This window comes from Sporosarcina sp. HYO08 (assembly GCF_001563475.1).
Classification (GTDB): Bacteria; Bacillota; Bacilli; order Bacillales_A; family Planococcaceae; genus Sporosarcina.
In genome coordinates, this window is the sequence record NZ_LPUT01000029.1 from 1 (window position 1) to 19,547 (window position 19,547).

Here is a 19,547-nt window from a genome sequence, read left to right on the forward strand (position 1 = left end):
GTATTAGGCACGCCGCCAGCGTTCGTCCTGAGCCAGGATCAAACTCTCCATAATAGAAGAAATTGATTTGCTCAATTCTTGCTGACTTTGAATCCGAAGATTCTTGTTTTGTTTACTTCACCGACGGGGTCGGATCCGTAAACGTATTTGTTAACGTTTTGCTGTTCAGTTTTCAAGGTTCATTTTTTATAATAAAGAGCCAATTCTCTTCTTCCGTTTTCCCGGAAGCGACTTTTACATCTTACCAAGTTGCCATTTATTCGTCAACAACTTTTCACAAAATGTTTTTGTCGGTTGTTGTCGCTTTTTCGAAGCGCAACGTTTACTACTATAACATGTCTCACGGAACGAGTCAACAACACATTTCAAATTTATTTAAGTTTGATTTTAATATTGTTTCTCGCTCTCGAACGACATGTACTAATATACAATACTTACTTGATTAAAATCAAGTCCTTTTTGAAAATAGTTTTTCCCGCAGCATTTTACCATCGACAACAAATAGCAGAATCCCCGCAATAATAACCATTCCACCTATTATTTGAGAACCCATTAATTTTTCGTGGAATACATAATACGCCAAGATCGCTGCCCCAACCGGCTCGAATAGTACGGCGATTGAAATGACATTTGTACTGACATATTTAATAGCCCAGTTAAATAATGTATGGCCAAGTAAGTTTGGAATAAGCGCAAGTATGATAAACCAAAACCAATCTGATTGCGGATAAGGTCCAAATGACTCTCCGCTTGCCAAGACATAAAAAAAGAGCGTAATTGTGCTTATTGAATAAACGACAAACGTATATGTAATAAGAGAGAGTCGTTTACGTACATCTTGACCAAATAAAAGATAAGCCGTAATAAGCGCACACGCAATAAGTGCTAAAATATCACCATATAATGCCGTTCCGCTTAATTGGAAGTCTCCCCAACTAATAATAACACTTCCGGAAATCGCAATCACACCAGATAAAATTGTTTTAAGCGATAATTTTTCTTTAAAAAAGAAATACGTTCCGACAAATGCAAAGATTGGCTGCAATGTCACTAGAACTGTTGAACTCGCAACAGACGTGTAATTTAACGACTCAAACCAAAGGATGAAGTGAAAGGCCAGAAAAATACCAGCGATTGCTGAAAATATCCAATCTTTCTTTCCTAACAGTTTTATCTCACTTCGATATTTGAACCAAAAGATCGGCATCATAAGGATGACGGAAAATAACATTCTATAAAAGGCAATGACGCCTGCATCGGCTGTGGCAAGTTTTACAAAGATGGCCGATAAAGCAACTGATAGTACCCCTATAATAATGGGGATGTAAGGGTGAATCGACGGTCGTTCCATTGTTAATATATCTCCTTCAATCATGATTACAACTTTGCCATTTTAGGCAATAGGTGTAATTATAACATGAATTAATCCTTATCTTAAAGCACAAAAGGGGGAACTTTGTATGAATTGGATTTTAAGTGAAACACTTTATCCAGAAGTACTAATAAAAATTGCAATTGCTTTAATACTAAGCTTAGTCATTGGTGTAGAAAGAGAAATTAAAAAGAAGCCTATTGGATTAAAGACAAGTGCAGTCATCGCTACTTTTAGCTGTTTGTTAACAATCGTTTCAATTGAAGCTGCTTATCTCGTCCCTTCCCGTCAAGATATCAACGTGACGATGGATCCGCTTCGACTTGCCGCACAAATTGTGAGCGGAATTGGTTTTCTCGGAGCCGGCGCTATTTTAAGAAGAGATAACGACAACATTACGGGACTGACAACTGCCGCTATGATTTGGGGCGCAGCAAGTATTGGCATCGCCGTCGGTGCAGGATTTTTCATTGAAGCCATTTTTGCGGTGCTAATGGTCATGTTTGTCATTGAAGTCATTGCGCCTTTCCTTGGTAAATTCGGTCCGAAAAGATTGCGTACGAAAGAAGCGGCTTTCGTGGTTGTGCTATCGGATAAGTCGAAAATTGACGAACTTATTACTTTCTTAAAAAAAGAAGGCATGATGATTGATAACCTTCGTATCCGCCAAATTTATACAGATGAAAGACACATTCATCATGAATTAGATTTTAGGCTATCAGCATTAACAAAAAAACCGACATCTAAATTGTACATTGATCTATCCACTCTTCCTTATGTAGAATCCGTAGAGATTGAAATTTTTACGTAATTCGTCATAATCCCTCCTTCAATATGATAGGTCGCATGAAAAGTGGGTATAGATAAGAAGGTATCCAAACTGGCAACCTAACGATGAGCAAATCACAACATGTCTAAACGGACTGGAACAAAACGGAGGGATCGTATGGGAGCATTTTTCAAATTACTAAAGAATGGCAATCGACCGGCTTTACTTGCCGCGGTTGTGAACACGATCATCGGCGTACTAAAAGCAGTTGCTTTTTTCATAACAGGCAATGTAGCAATGTTTGCAGAAATGCTGCATTCGTTTGGTGATGCGGCTAACCAACTTTTTGTTTTCATCGGTTCCGCTTTATCCAAACGCGCACCAACGCCAAGATTTCCAAATGGATTTGGCCGAGTGGTGAACCTAGTCTGTTTGGGCGCAGTCATTATCATTGCAATTATGGCTTACGAAGCGGTGAAAGAAGGTTGGCACCATGTCCTACATCCAGTTGAATCCCAAGGGTTTTGGATTAACTTTTCGGTATTAGCCATTGGGCTTGTATTAGAATTTTTCGTTTTTTATAAGGCTGGAAAAGAGGTACTCGTTGAAGGAAACATTCAAAGTAAAGGCTTTCTCGCACCAGTTACATCGAGTTTCCTCCATTTAAATCGTGCAAAGCCTGCTACCAAGCTTGTCTTTTTGGAAGATTTAATTGCCACTTCTGGGGGAGCGCTCGCATTGATCGCCATTACCCTTGCACATTTCTTCGGGGTATTATCGGCGGAAGGGATTGCTTCTATACTCATTGGTCTTATGATGTTTTACGTTGTCGGAAGGGTGTTTTTAGAAAATGCGCGTGGAGCGATTGGTGAAACGGATGAAGAAATGCTGAATCATATTGCCAAGCTCGTTAAAAAAGATCCCGACATTAAAGATTTACAGCGAGTAGAAGTAATCAAAGAAGGCGAGTTTTTACATGTAGAAGTGGTTGCAGAAGTAGATGCAACGCATACCGTTTCCTATGTGGACGCTATTCGCGATCGATTGATGAACACGATCCTACAACAAAAAGGCGTTCGAGACGTCATGATTGCATTCGACCAAGATGATGGCGTGATCAATTGGAAAGAATCTCGTTCTGATAAAATGTAAAAAAATGACGCGACGTTTATAGAACGTTCGCGTCATTCCCCTTTTATAGTGAAGCTTTTAAAATGGCTAGCACGTCTTCACGTTCTAACTTTACAAACTTGCCCAGTGGGCCGTTTGCCATTGCTTTATCCGCCATCAGTTCTAATTTAGCATCATCGATTTGATAATCCGCTAACGTTTGCGGTGCACCGATCGATGTCCAAAATGCACTCAGACGATCAATGCCTTCATATGCCACTTCTTCATCTGTTTTACCAGCAGGATCTACGCCAAAGACATTTACTGCCATTTTTGCAAATCGGGCTGGATTCACATGGACATTATGACGCATCCAATTTGGGAATAAAATGGCTAGACCACCTGCATGCGGAATGTCGTAAACAGCGGATACCGCATGTTCAATGTCATGGGACGCCCAGTCTCCTTGATAACCGAGACGAAGGAAATTATTTAAGCCGATTGTGCCAGCAAGTAAAATCGTTTCCCGCAAATCGTAATTTTCCAAGTCATCCACAAGTTTTGCGCCGTTGTCTATAATTGCCCGCAGGACCCCTTCGCACATTTCATCTTGTACAGGTGTATTGGTTGCTTCATTGTAGTACTGTTCGAAAATATGCGACATCATATCGACAATGCCATACACCGTTTGATCCCTCGGCACGGAAATTGTATAGGTCGGGTCCAGAATGGAGAACTTTGGAAAGTTAAACGGTCCGCCCCATCCATACTTTTCTTGCGTTTCTTCGTTCGTAATAACAGATCCTGCATTCATTTCCGAACCTGTTGCAGCAAGTGTTAAAATCGTTCCGAATGGCAGTGCGTCTTGAGGTTTTGCTTTTTGAATGACAAAGTCCCATGGGTCTCCGTCGTACTTCGCCGCAGATGCGATGAGTTTTGTACAGTCAATGACAGAACCACCGCCGACTGCTAGAACGACATCGATGTCGTGCGCTTTACAAATCTCCGCTCCTTTTCGAGCAGTAGATACACGTGGATTTGGTTCCACACCCGCAAGCTCATGGATTTCCATATTCGCTTCTTTTAAAAGGGACATGACTTCATCGTAAAGACCGTTCCGCTTAATACTTCCTCCGCCATACACAACAAGCACTTTTTTTCCATATTGAGAAAGCTCGTTTGTTAACTGACTAATTTGACCTTTCCCGAATATTAATTTAACAGGGTTATAAAATTCAAAATTATTCATGCCAATCCTCCTTGTCTTTTATCATTATCCAGAACTGAATCGGATTTTGCAAAGCTAATGTCGTATGAAATGAATCCAACAGGGAATAGTAAAAGTAGGAGGTGTTCCCCGGATGAATAAAATTCATAAATTAGCCTTGGCCATTACAATTATCGGTGCGCTCAATTGGGGAGTCGCCGGAATCTTTCGCTTTGATGTCGTTGCACAGATGGCGGGCGGTTCGATGGAATCGTTAGCAAGGTTCATTTATTTACTTATTGGGATTTCAGGACTTTTCAGCTTAGGGCTGTTATTTGATCAATGGCGAAATCCGGAAGTGCGGAGAGAGCCTAAACCGATTCCTGAGGATTATTAAAAGGCATTTCCTAAGTGGAAATGCCTTTTAATCTACTTCTATTATGCCCATCCACGGAAACGGGATGCTTCCGCAGTTTTACGGACCCCGATCATATACGCAGCTAGGCGCATATCGATGTTACGTGTTTTGGCCACGTTGTAAACATTTTCGAATGCCTCAACCATTTTGGCAGTCATTTTCTCACGAACTTCTTCTTCAGACCAGTAGTAGCCCATGTTGTTTTGAACCCACTCGAAGTAAGAAACCGTGACGCCGCCCGCACTTGCCAACACATCCGGTACAAGCAAAATGCCACGATCTGTTAGGATACGTGTTCCTTCTGCAGTTGTCGGACCGTTTGCCGCCTCGACGACAATTTTCGCTTTAATATCATGTGCATTCTCTGCTGTAATTTGGTTTGCAATAGCAGCAGGCACTAGAATATCACAGTCAAGCTCCAAAAGCTCTTTGTTCGAAATTGTATTTTCAAATAAAGTCGTTACTGTTCCGAAGCTGTCTCGTCTATCTAATAGATAGTCAATGTCTAGACCCTCTGGATCATGCAAAGCACCATAAGCGTCAGAAATGCCGATCACTTTTGCCCCTGCATCGTGAAGGAATTTAGATAGGAAGCTTCCCGCATTCCCAAATCCTTGGATAACGATACGTGCACCTTTCATATCAATACCGCGACGTTTTGCCGCTTCTTCGATAATGATCGTTACACCCTCTGCTGTCGCACGGTCTCTTCCTTGGGAACCGCCTAGTACAATTGGTTTCCCTGTAATGAAACCTGGAGAGTTAAACTCATCAATTTTACTGTACTCATCCATCATCCAAGCCATAATTTGCGCATTTGTGAAAACGTCTGGCGCTGGGATATCTTTTGCAGGTCCCATAATTTGGCTGAGCGCGCGTACATAACCGCGGCTTAGACGCTCGAGTTCACCCATTGACATTTCACGCGGGTCACAAATAATTGCTCCTTTTCCTCCGCCATACGGAAGGTCAACAATTCCAGCTTTCAATGTCATCCACATGGAAAGGGCTTTTACTTCCTCAAATGTTACTTCCGGGTGGAATCGAACGCCGCCTTTTGTCGGCCCAACAGCATCACTATGCTGTCCGCGGAAGCCCGTGAATACTTTTACTTTACCGTCATCCATACGGATCGGAATCCGTACTTCAACCATACGTAGGGGTTCTTTTAATAGTTCGTACATTCCTTCATCATAGCCTAATTTGTCAAGTGCTTCTTTAATGACATCTTGTGTAGACGTAAACAGATTCAGGTTTTCAGTCATTGTTATGGTTCGCCTCTTTGATTCATAATGTATTTCTTCGTCACACATTGTACCACATTCTCCAACTTTTTTGGATAGTAAATAGATTATTTAGCAAAAACCTGTTGGATTTTTTCAATCGCCCAGTCTAATTCCTCTTTTTCAATGATGAGCGGTGGTGCAAATCGAATGACGGTGTCATGTGTTTCTTTACATAACAGTCCAAGCTCTTTTAACTGTTCGCAATAAGGGCGGGCAGCTTCTGTCAATTCCACGCCGATAAACAATCCGCGTCCGCGTACTTCTTTAATAGAAGGGTGGTCAATTTTTTCCAGTTGTTCTTTGAAGTAATTACCCAGTTCAATAGAACGCTCCGCAAGTTTTTCTTCTTCGAGCACTTCAAGCGATGCAAGGGATACTGCACATGCCATTGGGTTTCCACCAAAAGTTGAGCCGTGGGATCCCGGGTTAAATACACCCAGCACATCTTTGTTTGCAACGACACAAGATATTGGGAAAACGCCGCCGCCTAGTGCTTTACCAAGAATGTACATATCCGGAACGAAGCCTTCCCACTCTGTTGCGAACATTTTTCCTGTTCGGCAAAGACCTGCCTGGATTTCATCTGCGATGAATAAAACATTGTGTTTTTTGCACAGCTCATACGCAGCTTTCATAAATCCTGCCGGTGGGATGATAATCCCTGCCTCACCTTGGATCGGCTCGATTAAAAACGCCGCCGTATTCGGTGTAATCGCCGCTTCAAGTGCCTTGATATCACCGTAAGGCACTAATTGAATGCCTGGCAGCATTGGACCGAAACCGCGTTTATATTCTTCCTCAGACGATAAAGATACGGCTGTCATCGTACGGCCATGGAAGTTTCCTTCACAAGCAATAATTTCCGCTTGACCATCTGCAACCCCTTTTACATCGTAGGCCCAGCGACGTGCTGCTTTAATAGCCGTCTCAACAGCTTCTGCACCTGTGTTCATTGGCAATGCCATTTCTTTACCGGACAGCTGACAAATTTTCTCATACCACGGGCCCAACTGATCGTTGTGGAATGCACGTGACGTCAATGTTACTTTGTCAGCCTGATCTTTCAATGCTTGAATGATTTTCGGATGACGATGGCCTTGGTTCACTGCTGAATACGCAGATAGCATATCCATGTACTGATTACCTTCTGGGTTTTTCACCCATACCCCTTCAGCTTCTGAAATAACGATTGGCAGTGGATGATAGTTGTTTGCACCAAATTGTTCTGTTTGTGCAATGACGTTTGCGGATACTGAAATTGACATACGATTCCCTCCCCTAATTATGTATGAAGGCTGTCTGAAAACGAAGAGCTAGGCACTTCCAGACAGCCCTTTCTTGTTCCTTCAATTAGAACATTTCTGAAGTTGTTTTCCCTTGCATGTGTAGTTGTAGGTAGTCCGGACCGCCCGCTTTTGAGTCAGTACCTGACATGTTAAATCCGCCGAATGGCTGGTATCCAACAATTGCACCTGTGCAAGTACGGTTGAAGTAAAGGTTTCCAACATGGAAGTCTTCACGTGCTTGCTCAATGTGGAAGCGATTATTTGTAATGACAGCACCTGTTAGACCGTAGTCTGTGTTGTTTGCAATTTCAATCGCTTCTGTAAAACTTTTCGCTTTTGTTAAACCAACAACTGGTCCAAAGATTTCTTCTTGCATCACACGCGCGTCTGGTGCCAGATCCGCAATGACTGTTGGTGCAACGAAGTAACCTTTCGAGTCATCTCCAATACCACCTGCAATAATGCGTCCTTCTTCTTTTCCAATTTCGATGTAGCTCATAATTTTGTCGTATGAAGCTTGATCGATTACTGGTCCAGTGAAGTTGCTTCGGTCAGCTGGATCTCCGTAAGTGATTTCTTTTGTGAGTTTTTCAACACGTGCTAGCACTTCATCATAGACATCTTCTAGGATGACTGCGCGTGAACAAGCCGAACATTTTTGACCACTGAATCCGAATGCAGATTTAACAATCGATTCTGCTGCGAGATCTAGGTCTGCTTCGCTGTCTACGACGATTGTATCTTTACCGCCCATTTCAGCGATTACGCGTTTTAGCCAAATTTGTCCTTCGTTCACAACAGCTGCACGCTCGTAAATGCGTGTTCCGACTTCACGTGAACCTGTGAAAGAAATGAAACGTGTTCTTGGGTGATCGACGAGGTAGTCGCCCACTTCTGCGCCAGATCCTGGGATGAAGTTGACAACACCTGCAGGCATGCCTGCTTCTTCAAGCACTTCAATAAATTTGTATGCAACAACCGGTGTTGTAGAAGCCGGTTTTAGAAGCACTGTATTTCCTGTCACAAGTGCTGCAGCTGTTGTACCTGCCATGATCGCGAATGCGAAGTTCCACGGGGAAATGACAACACCTACACCAAGTGGAATATAGTTAAAACGGTTGAACTCGCCTGGACGGCTCTCAACAGGAATACCCTCTTTCAATTCCAGCATTTGACGTGCGTAGTACTCTAGGAAGTCAATTGCTTCTGCCGTATCTGCATCTGCTTCATGCCAAGGCTTGCCCGCTTCTTTTGTAAGAAGTGCCGAGAATTCGTGTTTGCGGCGACGTATGATCGCAGCAGCTTTGAATAGAACATCTGCACGGAATTCAGGTTTTACTTTTCTCCAAGTATTAAACGTTTCATCCGCAACGTTCATCGCTTTTTCAGCAAGATCTCTGCTTGCTTTTGAAACAGCACCGATCACTTCTTCTTTGTTCGCTGGGTTTGAAGAAACTAATTTTTCTTCAGTCATTACACGCTCTCCGCCAATAATTAACGGGTAATCTTGGCCAAGATATCCTTCAACCGTTTTCATACCTGCTAAAAAAGCTTGTCGGTTTTCTTCTACCGAAAAATCAGTAAATGGTTCGTGTTTGTATGGAATCATTCCATTTCCTCCTCTAACTATTGAAACGCAAAAAATATTTGCATTACAGAATTGATTACATCTATAATAATGCAAAAGATTGTTGCATATTTCAAGTCCGAATTCACAATTCTTTCAAAAAAATGTGCGGATGGTGGTTTATAAATGAAAAAATCGGATAAAATGCTCCTTCCTTTTTATCGGTTTGTCGTTGAGAAGGCCGGCGTCGGCGTCCATGCCATCAACCTAGATGGACGAACTATACTATACAATGACAAAATGAAAGAAATCGAGGGTCTTGCATTAGAAGATGTTGAAGACCGCTCCATTTTGGAGCTTTTCAACTTTGCACAAGAAGAAAGTACGCTATTGAAAGTGCTGCAAAGTGGTAAGGAACAATTAAACATCAAACAAACCTATTGGAATCGAAATGGCACCGAAATTACAACGATCAATGATACATACCCAATTTTTCAAGAAGACAACCTAATAGGCGCTGTTGAACTTGCACAAGATGTAACAGCACTTGAAAAATTCGTCCTGCATCCCCTGCGAAAAAACAGCGACCCCGTTACGTTCAATCAAATTGTCGCAGCAAGCGAATCTATGCAGTCAATCATTGCAACGGCAAAAAAAGCGTCACTTGCAAAACTGCCGGTTTTACTGATCGGTGAATCAGGCACAGGGAAAGATTTGATCGCGGAAAGCATTCACAATGATTCATCACCTTCTAACGAAGATTTTTTTACGCTTCATTGTCATAACGCGGATCCCCTTTTAATTGATCATTTGGACGAAGCGTTGGATAATACGAATTTGCTCACTCTATTTTGTGAAAGGATCGATCTTCTATCCATCCCCCTTCAACAAAAGCTATTGGCAATTTTGGTGGACGAACAAAACACCCATCGCCAAATGATCGCAAGCATCGGGGACGATCCTGTAGAACTGATCGCATCAGGGGAATTATTAAAGGATTTATATTATTTCTTCGCCTCGCTTACAATCCGAATTCCGCCGCTTCGCAAACGAAAAGAAGACATTATGCCGTTTGTCCAAGCTTATTTTGAAAAACGCGGTGGGCGATACGGAACGAGTCTGCTAGATGTGAAACCTGAAGTTGAACAACTTTTTATGACCTATGACTGGCCCGGCAATATGCGTGAATTAGAATTTTTGCTCGATGAAGTTTCTTCACTCGCGACGACAGAAACTGTACTGACGTTCGATATGCTGCCGCTTCATTTTCGAATGAAAGCAACAGACATGACATGCGAAGTAATGCATGCGACTGATTTTATCGTGCAGCCTTCAAAAGAACTCATGCCCCTCGACCAATTTTTAAAAGAAGCTGAACAATATTATTTGCAAAAAGCATTGAAATTAAATGAGGAGAATATCACAAAAACTGCTACTGCTTTAGGGATGAGCAGGCAAAATTTACAATATCGTTTACGCAAAATAAAAAATGAGGACTAGGTTGTGAAATAACCTAATCCTCACCTTTATTATTGTCCAGATCTTTCAATCCAATCTTTCAACTTATCTTTTAACGAATTAAAGCCATCCGCGTCTCGCTCTCTCACTCGATCTTGCAGCGATTTGCGCGGTGAATGGTCTTTTCTTGAAGCTGGCGGTGCTTCTTGTAGTGCGCGGATCGATAGGCTAATCTTTCCTGCCTCTTTGTCTACGTCCAAAACTTTTACTTTCACTTCTTCGCCTATCGCAAGAAAGTCGTGTATATCTTTTACAAACCCGTACGTGATCTCTGAGATGTGTACGAGACCTTGCGTTTCATCATCCAAAGCTACAAATGCACCGTATGGTTGAATTCCTGTTACCTTACCAGTAAGTTCTTCACCTGCTTCGTATTTTTTTGCCATTGTAAACAGCTCCCAGTCTCTATTTTGAACTTCTATCTGCCAATTCGGCCACTTAAAATTATACCATGGTTAGAAGTACTGGGCAAAACAGGTAATGGGATCATTGAATGATTTTGGATGAACATTTGTTGATCAAAAAATAAAGAAAAGAATACTATTTACTTTCCAACAAGCATCCGTTTCATCCCATATGAGCCAGGCGCCATATTCAAAGTTCCCCTCTTGATAGTAAAGCACTGGCGCTAACGGTACACCGTTTGTTTCATTTGTACCCAACTCAACAGATATGGAATCGGCACCATTGAATGCTGGCTGCTTTAATGGCTGCCATTTCTCCGTATACACCTCAAGCGGCGGCTTGTCATCGTTGTTTATTAAAAGATGCCACATCGTTTCGGCGTCTTCGAGATCATTCGCGTAGTAATACATGCCGATCACGACGAGCGGGTGGACGTCTTGTAGCACCGAAAAATCATGCTGTGCATGAAATTGTTCGTAAGTCTCCCTTACCAAGTCTTGGTAATCAAGGTCATTGAGTGCAACCTGTTCGGGTCCTCCGTCATCCTCTGCGGCAAACGATAGCGAAAAGGCCTCATCGTTTTTTGCCTGATCCATAAGCATTGCTAGATGAAAGGGTTCTAAACGATCATAGCTTTCAGACGTCGTCCAGCCACTTACTTCCATTTCCTTTACGATGGACCCCATTAGATAACCGGTCGGGGAGGCTTCCCCCGATGCTGCCATTTTCCGCCAACTATCCCGTAAGTCCATTTTTACTTGCCCTGTGTCATCAAAAACAAAGGCATTGCCGTCATAACCCTTCACAAGTGTTTGAAAGATCCATCCAAATTGACTAAAAAGAAAATCGTATGCCATACTTTCTGATTTGGAAGTGATTAACGACTGCTCCATTTCCAGTAACCCATCGACCGTTTCTTCGAGCGTATACCAAAAAATTGGTTCAAAATCATCTTGGTAATAAATAAATGGCTCTTTTTCCAACAATGTCATATAACCCGCCATGTCTTTATGTAATGCTTCACGCATTTGCTGGCTAAGTGCATTCGATTTGAATTTCGGATAAAGCATCGGCCAAATCGGATCATCCTGAAAATGAAGATTTTGCTTTTCCATACTTTGGATGATCTGATCATCTTCAACCTTTATATTTTCATCAATAAATTGTTGCAAGTCGAAGTTTGGATTTTCTTTCGCGCTATTAAGTTTCCATTCATACCGTGAAAATATGTTCGTATAGACTGCCTGCAGGATAAACTGTTTGTCGAAATAATCTGCTATGAAAGCCTCGCTCCCTTTACGATCATTGGTAAGTGGATGCTTCATAAGGTCTGCCACCATTTCAGAAGGCAGCGTGATCGATTGAAGGATTTCTTCATACGCGGCTTGCGTTACTTTTCGATCCAATTTTTCTTTATTTTCGAGTTGATGTTCTAATTGTTTGATCAATTTCTCAAACTGGCTGCGCGCACGCGTACTAAATACTTCTTCATGATAATTTAACTTGATAAGTGCTTTTTCGGAAAACCCTAATACTTTGTATTTATCATCTATTTCTTGTTCGAATGCTATTTTTAAGTTTTCGATGTATTTTTCAGATCTTGCGTTTTGATAATCTTCACTTGTTAGGACGGAAGTAATTGCCAAAACTAAGAGGCTTAGGACACCGATTCCCCATATGTATAATGATTTTTTAGACGGTGCTTGTTTTTCTTGTTGCACATCATTCGGTTTGTCCTCTTCGGCAGAGGATAACGATATTTCTTCTGTCCATTGATCCACTTCAACCTTTGTAGACAATCGCGCGTACGATTTGGCAAGTAATTGTAACCGTTTTTCTAATTGATCGATTTGTAATTGTTCTTTTGCCTGCCGAATTTTTTCTTCTGGATTAGTGAGTCCAGTAATTGCCGTAATGTCCTCTGCACTTTTTCTATGAAACTCGGTAAGTATGAGGGAAACTTTATCCTCTCTTTCAAGCAGGATAATTTCTTTATGCAGCATTTCATCCTCTTCAAACGATAAAAATCCTTTTTCGTTTGGCGGCGAAGGTGACTTCTCCCGTATGTACGACCAAGCAATTTGATAAAGCTTTAATAATCCGTCCCTTCCCCTATTGAAAGCGTCTTGTTTTGAATACAGCTCAAGAACTGCCATTTCTGTTATTTTTCCAGCTTGTTCTTTTGATAAACCGAATTGAAATGCGAATTGATAAATGCTTTTCGCAGATTGGTCTAACCACTTTTCAAAAGCACGCTGCTCTTTGTTTACGTCGCTTTCCTCCAAACATCTCCCCCCTTTTTTACCTTATACTCCTAATATACCAAAGAATATCCCTTTATTTGCTAGAAAGGGGACAGTGACTTCCAATGTCGATTCATGTAGAATAAAGAGATGTTTTAAATTGCTAACAATAGAAAGTGTGGGTGTACATGAAACAACGTGATCAATGGACGAGCAAAATCGGGTTCATCCTCGCTGCGGCCGGCAGTGCAATTGGACTCGGTGCCATTTGGAAGTTTCCTTATATGGCAGGGACAAATGGCGGCAGCGTCTTTGTGCTTTTATTTATACTAAATACGGTTTTAATCGGGCTGCCTATTTTACTCGGTGAGTTTGTCATTGGGCGAAGAGGACAAGCCGATGCCGTTACTTCATTAAAAAAGCTTGCGCCTAAAAAGCAATGGTTTTGGATGGGCTGGATCGGGCTTGCTGCATCATTTATTTTATTATCCTTTTATAGTGTTGTCGGCGGATGGATTCTTTCCTATTTGGTCCGTTCCTTTACCTTCGAGTTAGGATCGGCCAATCACGTGGAATTGTTCAATTCGATTATCGCGAATCCTTTGGAAGTGTTAGTCGCACAAGGTGCATTTATGCTGTTAACCATTTTGATTGTACAAGGTGGAGTCAATGACGGCATTGAGCGGGCTAGTAAATGGATGATGCCTTTATTATTTATCTTTTTCATCGTTCTTGCGATTCGATCATTGACGTTGGAAGGAGCCATGGAAGGTGTTCGTTTCTTATTTGTGCCTGATTGGTCTTATTTGAAAGGATCGACGTTTTTACTGGCACTTGGTCAAGCATTCTTCTCGCTCAGCGTTGGAGTGACCGCCATGATGACGTATGCTTCTTATTTGTCTAAGGAAGAACGATTGGGACAATCAGCTATGAATGTCGCGATTTTAAATATCGTTATTTCTATTTTAGCGGGACTCGTCATTTTCCCAGCGGTCTTTGCACTCGGACATTCACCGATGGAAGGACCCGGTTTAGTTTTCGTCGTTTTGCCGGCGATTTTCAACCAAATTCCGTTTGGTGGACTATTCATGGTGATCTTTTTCATTTTACTACTATTTGCAACGCTCACTTCGGCAATTGCGATGCTTGAGATTGTTGTTTCAACGGGCATTCGTGAAAAATACGAGTATCGAAAGAAGGCTTCCTGGATTTTCGGTCTACTCATTTTCCTCATTGGTATTCCTAGCGCCCTCTCTTTCGGGCCGTTGTCTGACGTGAAAGTTTTTGGCGGAACCATTTTTGACTTCGCAGATATTTTGACAAGTCGGATTGCTATGCCGATTGGTGCGCTTCTCGTCTCCATTTTCGTTGGATTCGTCCTAACGAAAGCACAGACTGATGAAGAGTTGGGTATGCAGCCGCTGCTTCATAACAGCTGGAAGTTTCTCGTAAAGTATATTGCGCCGCTCGCTATCGTAGTCATTTTCCTTGCTTGGATATTTGAATAACACTTCTAGAAGGGGCTGTCCTAAAGCGAAGAGCCAGGCACTTCCAGGACAACCCCTTCTTTTTCAAATGAAAAACTGCGCCCCTTGATGGAGACGCAGTTTTTTGTTTAAACAATACATTTCGCTTCGTATTTAATGGCCAACAATTTATAAGCGATTTGTACACAGTTTTCGATTGGGATCCAAAGCTCGTAGGAATGTTCGTAAATTTCACGAATACGCTTAGCGAGATCTGTCGGATGATCTAGATAGTGCAGCTCAGCTACGACATCTGCAATTTCAAGCTCGTATGCCTTTTGTCCAACTTCGAATGGATCCCACTGTTCTAGAAGCTCTACTGCCTTTTTATTCATTTCAATTGTTTGCATGGCCGTCACCTTATTTTTTTTAATAGTTTAGATTATAATAACATAGTGGAGGCTAAGAAAACATGAAATGAGGGATTTTTGTGGGAATATTCAATGAAATAGTCGAACGCCGCAACACGCGCTCTTTAAAATGGGACAGGTTGGAATTTGTTTATGGGGTCGAAGATGGTTCGGATATTTTACCAATGTGGGTGGCAGATATGGATTTTGCAGCGCCTGAACCTGTCATTGCTGCGATGAAAGAAAGACTGGAACATCCAGTTTTCGGTTATTCGTACATTTGCGATGGTTGTAAAGATGCGGTTCAAAAATGGCATGTGGATCGACATAATTGGCAAATTGAAAAGGATTGGATTCTTTTTCACCAAGGTGTTGTACCTGCAATTGCTACAGTTGTTGAGACATTTACAACTCAAGACGATGCCATTTTAGTGACCTCGCCAGTTTATCCCCCTTTCTTCAACGTGCCAAAATTTCAGGAACGTAAACTAATTGAATGTGTTATGAAAGAAGAGAACGGCGTCTATTCCATTGATTTTGATGCATTTGAAAAATGTTTACAAGACAATGTGAAATTATTTATTTTATGTAATCCACATAATCCAGGTGGAATTGTTTGGTCAGAAGATGAGCTGAAAGAAATGGTTCGGTTATGCGCGAAATATGATGTGCTCATTTTATCGGATGAAATTCATGCGGATCTTGTATTCCCTGGGCATAAGCATATTCCACTTGCAACGATTGCAGGTGAAGAGAATGATCGGATCATTACATGCGTTGCCCCAACGAAAACATTTAACATTGCAGGTGTGCAAATTGCGATGATGATTGCATCCAATCCAGAAATCCGTGAAAAACTGCGTCAAAATGCAATGGCCCATGGTCAAATGGAACCTAATGCATTTGCAGCAGCCGCTTTGAAAGCTGCATATGAAGAAGGCGCCCCTTGGCTTGAACAGTTGCTTGAAGTCGTTTCCTCGAATATGGATTACATCATTGAAACACTTCCCGCGGCGGTACCTGGCGTGAAAATCACGAAACCCCAAGGGACATACTTATTGTGGATCGATTATCGCGGAACTGGTTTGTCAGAGGAAGAAATGATGAAGCGCCTCTTAACAAAAGGAAAACTTGCCCTTGAACCGGGGACGAAATACGGCGAAGCGGGCAGAGGATTTTTGCGCATGAACGTTGCAACAACCCGCAGCCAAGTAGAAGATGGTGTAAAACGCTTTATAGCGGCAATGAAATAAAAAAGTAAAGCCAAAGTCATTTTGACTTTGGCTTTACTTTTTTAGATGACATTCTTGCTAATTGCATCTTCAGCCTGATTGAAAACGCTTGCCAGCCTAGGCGCGAAGTCGAGCGAAGACGCGAATAGAACTTAAGTTCATGAGCGGACGAGCGAGACGAGCAACGACGGATGCGAGCGTTTCTCAACAGGCTGACAGCAATCAATTCGATTGCTGTTTTTCTCTTTCTTCGCGGCGTTCACGCAAAATGCGCGCTTCTAACTCTTTCGTTTCTTCCAATTGTTTTCTCGAATTTCTCCGAAACCATCGGATCGTAAAGTAAAAAAGAATCATAAAAATGATAAACGAAAAGGCCGCGGGAATGTATTCTGACTTGTCTTCCGGAAAGTAAAGGAACGGCATTAACAGGACGTTCATTTACATTCACTTCCTTACATCGAGTAATTTGACAATGACATTATTTTTTCAGAATTTCAATGGATTGGATCGAAACATCTTCAACTGGCTTGTCTTGACGACCTTTTTTCACAGCAGCAATTTTATCAACGACGTCCATTCCTTCAATCACTTGACCGAACACAGTATGTTTTTGATCAAGGTGCGGTGTACCGCCCATTTTACCGTATGCTTCTGCAATTTCCTCAGGCCAGCCGCCAGCTTTCATTTGCTCCACAGAACCTGGTGCTTGAGATGCCTGAACGATAAAGAACTGGCTGCCATTTGTTCCAGGACCAGCGTTTGCCATTGAAAGCGCTCCGCGCAAGTTAAACAATTGCATGGAAAACTCATCTTCAAATGTGTCACCATAAATGCTTGTGCCGCCCATACCTGTCCCAGTTGGGTCTCCGCCTTGAATCATGAAATCTTCAATGACGCGGTGAAAAATAATTCCATCGTAATAGCCGTTTTCGGCATGCGTCAAAAAGTTCTCAACTGTCTTCGGTGCCATCTCTGGGAACATTTTAATCTTAATCGCACCAAGCGTTGTATTCATGACAACGAGTGCTTCGTTTTCTGCTACTTCTGTCGATAATTGTGGATACATAATAGTTGCCTCCTCATCGTTACGGTTCATATTTTCATCAGGAACACTTTTTACATCGTGGGCTTTCCCTTCTTCATTTAACGTCATCCCCTCGTCTTGACCGCAAGCAGAAAGGACGATTGAAAGCACCGCGATAAAAATGATATGAAACATGTTTTTCACTATTGCTTCACCCTGAATAATTTTACCATATTCCCTTTGGCTTTTCGATGATTAAGCACGTTACTTCCTTCGTCTCTCGAAATGTCTTATACTGTTAAGTAGCACGCATAGAAAGAAGGTTTTCAAATGGACGTGCAAAAACGAAATTTTATCATCATTTGGTTTGCTAATTTTTTAGTTGCCGGAACAATGACGATGATTATGCCCTTTCTTTCCCTTTACATCGAGACATTTGGCAATCATTCAGATGTATATGTTCAAAGATGGGCCGGTCTTATTTTTGGTGCCACTTTTATCACGGCGTTTATCATGTCACCGATTTGGGGACGCGTCGCTGACCGATACGGCTTTAAACCAATTTTGATCATCAACGGATTTGGAATTGCAACATCAGTTCTCTTGATGGGATTCATCAATTCCGTCGAGACTTTTTTTATTTTACGTTTATTGAATGGAATCGTGACGGGATTCATCCCTACTTCTCTTGCATTTGTTTCTTCACAAACTTCAAAGGAAGAAGCCGGTAAAATGCTCGGCACGTTACAAATGGGAAGCATGACGGGGATGTTATTTGGGCCCGTTTTAGGCGGCCTACTCGCCGATCAATTTGGCTTCCAATACACGTTCATCATTACTTCCATTTCTATCTACTTGGTAGCACTCCTTGTCCTAGTTGGCATTCGCGAAAAGAAAAAAGAGAAAAGTAAGCTTGCTGTGAACTACACGCGGAAAACTATCGTAAAAGGCATTTTTCGCCATCGATTAATGATGAATGTCATGATCATTACCGCACTTATTCAAATTGGTAATTTTAGCATTCAGCCCCTTCTCTCTCTTTACGTTGCAGATCTTACAGATGCAAAAGATGTCGCTTTTCTATCGGGGATCACTTTTAGTGCTGCCGGGATCGGTAATCTGTTGCTGACACGCTTTTGGGGGAAGCTTGGTGATGAGATTGGCTATGAAAAGGTGCTTTCAATACTGCTTATTCTCTCCTTTATTTTCATCATTCCGCAAGCATTCGTTTCGAACCTTTGGCAGCTTGTCTTTTGGAGATTCTTCTTCGGTATGGCAATCGGTGGAATGATTCCCATCACGACAGCTTTAGTAAGAAGAGAAGCCCCTATTGATATTCAAGGTGAATTAATGGGTTATAATACGAGCTTCCGATTTTTAGGGAATATTATCGGTCCGATGCTAGGCGGGATCCTTAGCGGATATGTCGGCATTCCATCCGTTTTTGTCATAACAGGTGTATTATTTTTAGTCGGATTCACGCTCCTTTATCTAGTGAAACGCAGTCCTTTTCAAGATTTTAGTGAGTACCTAGTTGAGCAGAAAAGAGCAGAAAAAAACGTAAAAACACGCATGGAGCAATCCTAATCTCCATGCGTATTTTGCCGTTTAAGCTTTTAAAATCCCCAATATCCTCCAAATCGCCGGTAGCATGCTGGACAGCCGCAGCCTCGATAAGGTGGAAAGCCGCCAAAACCGCGTCCCCATCCATAGCCCGGAAATATTGCACTTCCTAAGAAGCTTCCTGCCAATCCACCTAGAAATGGTGCACCAAATCCGCCAAATCCACCAAATCCACCGGAGCCGTGAAATCCTCTAGACATTTTCTTCCCCCTCTCCCACTCATCCTATTCATAGAAAATTAAAGAATATGGACGTTTCCCCATTCGATTTAGATCCGTGTTGGTGAAAAATGAAATAACACGCATGCGGCTAAGCCCATGCGTGTTTTGCTGTTCAAGCTATTAAAATCCCCAATATCCCCCAAATGGCGGATAGTAATAATTTGGATAACCGTAGAATGGGTAAGGTGCGTATCCACCAAAACCGCCGCCATATCCGCCGTAACCCGGAAATAACGCGTTACCTAACAGGCTGCCTGTCAACCCTCCGATAAACGGTCCTCCAAATCCACCGAAGAAACCATCAAAACCAAATCCGCCTCGTCCGAAGCCGCCGCCGCCATGACGGTGACCGCCCCTGTGATGATAACCTCCTCTAGGCATTTTCATCCC

The 19,547-nt window shown here is 42.1% G+C and carries 19 protein-coding genes; 7 read left to right on the top strand and 12 right to left on the bottom strand.

Annotated features, from left to right (window positions below; genetic code table 11):
• Positions 1–448 precede the first annotated feature (448 nt).
• Positions 449–1,351: a DMT family transporter gene (locus AU377_RS13320; RefSeq protein WP_067408273.1), complete on the bottom strand. Its 903-nt coding sequence runs from the start codon at positions 1,349–1,351 to the stop codon at positions 449–451.
• Positions 1,352–1,460: 109 nt separating this feature from the next.
• On the opposite strand from AU377_RS13320, the gene AU377_RS13325 reads away from it, so the two are divergent.
• Together AU377_RS13325 and AU377_RS13330 are read left to right on the top strand one after the other, a co-directional pair.
• Positions 1,461–2,183 (top strand): MgtC/SapB family protein, encoded by a 723-nt coding sequence (locus AU377_RS13325; RefSeq protein ID WP_067408274.1) that lies wholly within the window; start codon positions 1,461–1,463, stop codon positions 2,181–2,183.
• Positions 2,184–2,318: 135 nt separating this feature from the next.
• Positions 2,319–3,293 carry a cation diffusion facilitator family transporter gene (locus AU377_RS13330; RefSeq protein WP_067408275.1) on the top strand — a complete coding sequence of 325 codons (975 nt, stop codon included), beginning with the start codon at positions 2,319–2,321 and terminating at the stop codon, positions 3,291–3,293.
• A gap of 43 nt (positions 3,294–3,336) precedes the next feature.
• Here the strand turns inward: AU377_RS13330 and AU377_RS13335 are convergent, their stop codons facing one another.
• Entirely contained in the window at positions 3,337–4,500 is a 1,164-nt protein-coding gene (locus AU377_RS13335; protein WP_067408276.1) for an iron-containing alcohol dehydrogenase, read from the bottom strand.
• Positions 4,501–4,612: 112 nt separating this feature from the next.
• Here AU377_RS13335 and AU377_RS13340 point away from each other — a divergent pair, with 112 nt between their 5' ends.
• Positions 4,613–4,855, top strand: a complete 243-nt coding sequence (locus AU377_RS13340) for a DUF378 domain-containing protein (RefSeq protein ID WP_067408277.1) — start codon at positions 4,613–4,615, stop codon at positions 4,853–4,855.
• A 41-nt stretch (positions 4,856–4,896) separates the two neighbouring features.
• Here AU377_RS13340 and AU377_RS13345 read toward each other — a convergent pair whose 3' ends face one another.
• The 3 genes from AU377_RS13345 to pruA all read right to left on the bottom strand — a co-directional run bounded on the left by AU377_RS13345 (position 4,897) and on the right by pruA (position 9,057).
• Complete coding sequence (locus AU377_RS13345) at positions 4,897–6,141, bottom strand: Glu/Leu/Phe/Val dehydrogenase (protein ID WP_067408278.1); 1,245 nt, start codon at positions 6,139–6,141, stop codon at positions 4,897–4,899.
• An 86-nt stretch (positions 6,142–6,227) separates the two neighbouring features.
• A complete protein-coding gene (locus AU377_RS13350) occupies positions 6,228–7,427 on the bottom strand; it encodes an ornithine--oxo-acid transaminase (RefSeq protein WP_172794069.1) in 1,200 nt (399 codons plus the stop codon).
• Positions 7,428–7,512: 85 nt separating this feature from the next.
• On the bottom strand, positions 7,513–9,057 hold the full coding sequence (gene pruA / locus AU377_RS13355) for an L-glutamate gamma-semialdehyde dehydrogenase (RefSeq protein ID WP_067408279.1): 1,545 nt from the start codon (positions 9,055–9,057) through the stop codon (positions 7,513–7,515).
• 144 nt (positions 9,058–9,201) lie between these two features.
• On the opposite strand from pruA, the gene AU377_RS13360 reads away from it, so the two are divergent.
• Complete coding sequence (locus AU377_RS13360; protein ID WP_067408280.1) at positions 9,202–10,515, top strand: sigma 54-interacting transcriptional regulator; 1,314 nt, start codon at positions 9,202–9,204, stop codon at positions 10,513–10,515.
• A gap of 29 nt (positions 10,516–10,544) precedes the next feature.
• Here AU377_RS13360 and yugI read toward each other — a convergent pair whose 3' ends face one another.
• Positions 10,545–10,919: a S1 domain-containing post-transcriptional regulator GSP13 gene (yugI, locus tag AU377_RS13365; protein WP_067408281.1), complete on the bottom strand. Its 375-nt coding sequence runs from the start codon at positions 10,917–10,919 to the stop codon at positions 10,545–10,547.
• A gap of 132 nt (positions 10,920–11,051) precedes the next feature.
• On the bottom strand, positions 11,052–13,223 hold the full coding sequence (locus AU377_RS13370; RefSeq protein ID WP_067408282.1) for a hypothetical protein: 2,172 nt from the start codon (positions 13,221–13,223) through the stop codon (positions 11,052–11,054).
• Between the two features lie 146 nt (positions 13,224–13,369).
• On the opposite strand from AU377_RS13370, the gene AU377_RS13375 reads away from it, so the two are divergent.
• A complete protein-coding gene (locus AU377_RS13375) occupies positions 13,370–14,689 on the top strand; it encodes a sodium-dependent transporter (protein ID WP_067408283.1) in 1,320 nt (439 codons plus the stop codon).
• A gap of 107 nt (positions 14,690–14,796) precedes the next feature.
• Here AU377_RS13375 and AU377_RS13380 read toward each other — a convergent pair whose 3' ends face one another.
• Positions 14,797–15,057 carry a DUF1871 family protein gene (locus AU377_RS13380; RefSeq protein WP_067408284.1) on the bottom strand — a complete coding sequence of 87 codons (261 nt, stop codon included), beginning with the start codon at positions 15,055–15,057 and terminating at the stop codon, positions 14,797–14,799.
• An 80-nt stretch (positions 15,058–15,137) separates the two neighbouring features.
• On the opposite strand from AU377_RS13380, the gene AU377_RS13385 reads away from it, so the two are divergent.
• On the top strand, positions 15,138–16,310 hold the full coding sequence (locus AU377_RS13385) for a MalY/PatB family protein (RefSeq protein ID WP_067408285.1): 1,173 nt from the start codon (positions 15,138–15,140) through the stop codon (positions 16,308–16,310).
• Between the two features lie 201 nt (positions 16,311–16,511).
• On the opposite strand, the gene AU377_RS13390 is transcribed toward AU377_RS13385, so the two are convergent.
• Positions 16,512–16,727 carry a hypothetical protein gene (locus AU377_RS13390; RefSeq protein WP_067408286.1) on the bottom strand — a complete coding sequence of 72 codons (216 nt, stop codon included), beginning with the start codon at positions 16,725–16,727 and terminating at the stop codon, positions 16,512–16,514.
• 40 nt (positions 16,728–16,767) lie between these two features.
• Entirely contained in the window at positions 16,768–17,355 is a 588-nt protein-coding gene (locus AU377_RS13395; protein WP_067408393.1) for a peptidylprolyl isomerase, read from the bottom strand.
• A gap of 288 nt (positions 17,356–17,643) precedes the next feature.
• Between AU377_RS13395 and AU377_RS13400 the strand changes: the two genes are divergently transcribed.
• On the top strand, positions 17,644–18,900 hold the full coding sequence (locus AU377_RS13400) for an MFS transporter (protein WP_067408287.1): 1,257 nt from the start codon (positions 17,644–17,646) through the stop codon (positions 18,898–18,900).
• A 29-nt stretch (positions 18,901–18,929) separates the two neighbouring features.
• Here AU377_RS13400 and AU377_RS13405 read toward each other — a convergent pair whose 3' ends face one another.
• Complete coding sequence (locus AU377_RS13405) at positions 18,930–19,136, bottom strand: hypothetical protein (RefSeq protein WP_067408288.1); 207 nt, start codon at positions 19,134–19,136, stop codon at positions 18,930–18,932.
• A gap of 141 nt (positions 19,137–19,277) precedes the next feature.
• Positions 19,278–19,538, bottom strand: coding sequence for a hypothetical protein (locus AU377_RS13410; RefSeq protein WP_156450451.1), 261 nt, complete (start codon positions 19,536–19,538; stop codon positions 19,278–19,280).
• Positions 19,539–19,547: the final 9 nt, after the last annotated feature.